This window comes from Synechococcus sp. R55.7 (assembly GCF_047461955.1).
GTDB lineage: Bacteria > Cyanobacteriota > Cyanobacteriia > Thermostichales > Thermostichaceae > Thermostichus.
This window is the reverse complement of the sequence record NZ_JANSIC010000027.1, coordinates 7,271-9,854: the sequence shown is the minus strand read 5'-3', so window position 1 is coordinate 9,854 and position 2,584 is coordinate 7,271. Positions and strand designations below refer to the sequence as shown.

General features: G+C 58.9%; 3 protein-coding genes and 1 pseudogene. 1 reads left to right on the top strand and 3 read right to left on the bottom strand.

What is annotated here, in order from left to right:
- The 3 genes and pseudogenes from NW820_RS02635 to NW820_RS02625 all read right to left on the bottom strand — a co-directional run.
- Positions 1–741: pseudogene (locus tag NW820_RS02635) on the bottom strand (hypothetical protein); the annotation flags it as partial.
- Positions 735–1,286: a cyclic pyranopterin monophosphate synthase MoaC gene (gene moaC, locus NW820_RS02630; RefSeq protein WP_414406612.1), complete on the bottom strand. Its 552-nt coding sequence runs from the start codon at positions 1,284–1,286 to the stop codon at positions 735–737. The pseudogene NW820_RS02635 and the gene moaC, both read right to left, overlap by 7 nt.
- Positions 1,287–1,378: 92 nt before the next feature.
- A complete protein-coding gene (locus NW820_RS02625) occupies positions 1,379–1,870 on the bottom strand; it encodes a Tic20 family protein (protein ID WP_414355562.1) in 492 nt (163 codons plus the stop codon).
- Between the two features lie 306 nt (positions 1,871–2,176).
- Between NW820_RS02625 and NW820_RS02620 the strand changes: the two genes are divergently transcribed.
- On the top strand, positions 2,177–2,584 hold a 408-nt coding region (locus NW820_RS02620; protein WP_414406611.1), incomplete at its 3' end, for a hypothetical protein.

Genomic DNA, 2,584 nt, shown 5'->3' with positions numbered 1-2,584 from the left:
GCGCTGATCCCAAAAGGCTGGCAGCAGATAAAACGCCGTCCACCCCAGCCCCAGCCCAAACCCCAAGTAGCAGCGCCCCACCCTGGGCCAGAGGGGATCCCAGCGGCCCAGCACCCAAGGCAGAGGCAGCCAAGTTAGCGTAAAGACCAGCAAAGTGGGCAAGTGAGATAGGGCCAACAGGCCGTAGCTAATGGCTAAGGCCACAATCGGCCAAAGGGACTGGGGCCGGCAGATCACCTGGACTGAGGCCCAGAAAATCCAGGGAGAGACAGCAATGGCCCACACTTCCCCCATTGCCCCCCGTTGGTAAATATCCACCAGCCAATAGGGGCCGGCCATACCCGCCAGAGCCAAAACCAGAGCCCAAGCCCAGGGGATGAGTTGCCGGAGAAGGGCATACAGCCCTGTCCCGAAGACCGCCATTGCCAAGCCCATGCTGGCCACCAAAGAGGTGGGCATATCCAGCTCCAGCAGGCGAAACGGCAGAGGGGCCACCATGCACAGAGGGGGGTAAAAGGCAAAGGTAGGATTGCCGTAGCCGAAGTTGGAATACTCCAGCCAGCGGGGGTAAAACTGCCCGCCGAAAAACTGTCGTTGATACTGAAAGGCCCAACTGAGGTTGAAGTGAGTGGAGTGAGTCATGGGATAGCCCTGGCGCAGCATGGGCCAGAGCAGCACCCCAATGCCCACCAACAACCCTAGCCCAACACCCCTCTCTGGTTGTTGCAAAGCTTTCAGCATTTCTCGGCGTTATCCCGATCCTCTGCCTCGAAAGGCCCAGACTTCCCCCCATACTTGCGCAGCAGCCGGATGTGTTCGATCACCATCGTCTTCTCCAGGGCCTTGGCCATGTCGTACAGGGTGAGGGCGGCCACGGAAACAGCCGTCAGAGCCTCCATCTCCACCCCTGTTTGGGCGTTGGTTTTCACTGTAGCGGTGATCAGAAAGCCGGGCAGATGGGGATCCGGATTCAGATCCACGGTGACGCTGCTCAAGGGGAGAGGATGACACAGCGGGATCAGATCGGCGGTGCGCTTGGCAGCCATGATCCCGGCCAGCCGGGCCGTTTCCACCACATTCCCTTTGGGCCCTTGACCGGCCAGAATAGCCTGCAAAGTCGTTTTTGACATGCGTACCTGCCCTTGGGCAGTGGCCAAACGGGCAACCGTGGGCTTATCTCCTACTTCCACCATCTGTACTCGGCCAGAGGCGTCCAGGTGGGTGAGGGCTTGCCCAACAAAGGACTCTGTCCTGCTGGCGCGACTAGAACTCGAATCCGATGGCACCCCGGCCTCCCACAATCCTTGAGAGCTGAAGAGTTGGCTTAGGCTCCGATGAGGTCGGCAAATCGGCAACCAGACCCGCAGGGACTTGACAACTAGTAGCGAATCCAGGCATAGGCGGCATCAGAGAGCACCGGCACCTCGGCGTAGTGGCCGCGAATGTTTTGCACCCAGGCGTAGACGGTGATGGCAATCACCCCCAAGAGAGCCGTGGTGGCCAAAATGCTGACCATCGCTGCCAGGCCAAGGTTGCCGAAGAGTATGCCAAACGCCTGCATCAGCACCTGCACCAAGAACAAGGCAATGTTGAGCAAGAGCGCCTGGATGGTGTTGAAGCGAACAAAATGGGCTACGCGGGTGTTGCGGATCACCAGGAACAGCAGAGCCAAAAACACCCCCATTCCCAGCCAGCCCGTGGCCAGGGGCACCAGACGAAACAGAGGCGCAAAAATGGGGATCAGCCCTGGCAGAGATTGAAACAACCCAGAGGGCAAAAAGCCCAAGGGCAGAGCCGATACCAAAGGCAAAAGGTAGGGAAGGGATCCCCACAGCCGATTGATGGGAGTGATGTCGCCGCGCCAGGTCATAATCCGTCGATCCCCATAGGTGCAATGGTTACTGGAGCTGGCTTGTCGGTGCGCTTCTGGGATCCCCACCAGCTAAAGATTCAGAGAGAGAAAGCAACACCCAAGCCTTGGGCCTATTGTAGTCGATGGATTTGGGTGGCTCAACGCGCTTGGCCGCAAGCCGGCTTCTGCTTTCCAGTGAGCAGAAAAACTGGAGGCCAAAAGGTTCAGGGTGAGCGTTCCGATGCATCTGGGCTGATATAATCAACGGCAAATCCTGGCTGCATCACCGGTTTTTCAGGTTCTCTACATTTTTCAGCTTCCACCATGAAGATTTCATCGTCTCCCGCTGCTCGCATCGTCGGAGCTTTTGTCTGGCAAGTTTGGTCTGGGCTGATGGGTTTTCTCAACGACCGTCTGTTGCCGGAGCGCTATCACATTCGGCCCGAAGCTTTGCCGGAGTGGATTGCCCAGGTGTGGGCAGGCTATCTGCGCTATCGGGAAGCCTCTCGTCCGGGGGCGATCCAGTTTCGCGGCTTGACGGTGGATCCCAGCCGAGAGCTGCGCTCGGCTTACCTCGGATCCCGTCCGCTCCGCTACCGCGGCTGCCCTGTGGAGACGGTTGCCCGCTCTGGGGATCCCTCTCCTGCCGTCCAACCCATCCCTGAAAAGGCTTTTGTGCCCCCCTACTGGAAACTCCTCAATACGCTGCGCTTGAAGTTGAGCCTGGCCGAT

What these genes read in the sequence shown, in the direction of transcription:
- NW820_RS02625 (WP_414355562.1), bottom strand. Translation starts at nt 1,870, where the DNA reads ATGACCTGGCGCGGCGACATCACTCCCATCAATCGGCTGTGGGGATCC.